The sequence below is a fragment of the Buchnera aphidicola (Pemphigus obesinymphae) genome (assembly GCF_026122815.1).
Taxonomy (GTDB): Bacteria; Pseudomonadota; Gammaproteobacteria; order Enterobacterales; family Enterobacteriaceae; genus Buchnera_C; species Buchnera_C aphidicola_BJ.
On record NZ_JAIWQW010000057.1, the window covers coordinates 1 to 733 of the forward strand.

Below are 733 nucleotides of genomic sequence, written 5' to 3' on the forward strand. Positions count from 1 at the left end.
ATTGACTTTTTATCGGTTAATGAGTTAACTGTTATTTAGATTTATAAAAATAATTTTCTCAAATTATTCTTCCAATTTATTTTTATAAAATATTTTAAATAGTCAATTTTATGGAATAATAAATAATGAAAAATAAGCGATATGAGGTTGAAATATTGCAAATTGAAGGAATCTATCAATCTGATCCAACTACCATTTTTAATCAACTTTGTAATAAAAAAAAATTTACTTTATTACTGGAATCTGCGGAAATAGATAAAAAACACGCTTTAGAAAGTATGATAATAATAGATAGTGCTTTAAGAATATCTTCATTAGATAATATCGTAACGGTAGAAGCACTAACGGAAAATGGTAAATCGCTTTTATTTAAACTAGATTTACTGTTACCTCATACTGTTAAAAACATTTTATCCGAAAATAGTCGAAGATTAATATTTCCATTTATGAATCATGAAATAGATGAAGACAAAAAATTAAGATCTGTATCTATATTTGATACCTTTAGATTATTAATGAAAACAATGAAAATACCGAAAAACTTAACAAAATCAATGTTTTTTGGAGGCCTTTTTTCATATGATCTTGTTAATAATTTCGAAAACTTACCTATTTTAAAAAGAAATCAAAAATGTCCAGATTTATGTTTTTATTTAGCTGAAACATTATTAATTTTAGATCATCAAAAGAAAAATTGTGTTATACAAAGTAGTTTATTTAATAGAAAATCTTC

At 22.9% G+C, this 733-nt stretch carries 1 pseudogene; it reads left to right on the forward strand.

Annotated elements, in window-relative coordinates:
• Positions 1 to 125: 125 nt before the first annotated feature.
• Positions 126 to 733: pseudogene (locus tag LDP10_RS03045) on the forward strand (anthranilate synthase component I); the annotation flags it as partial.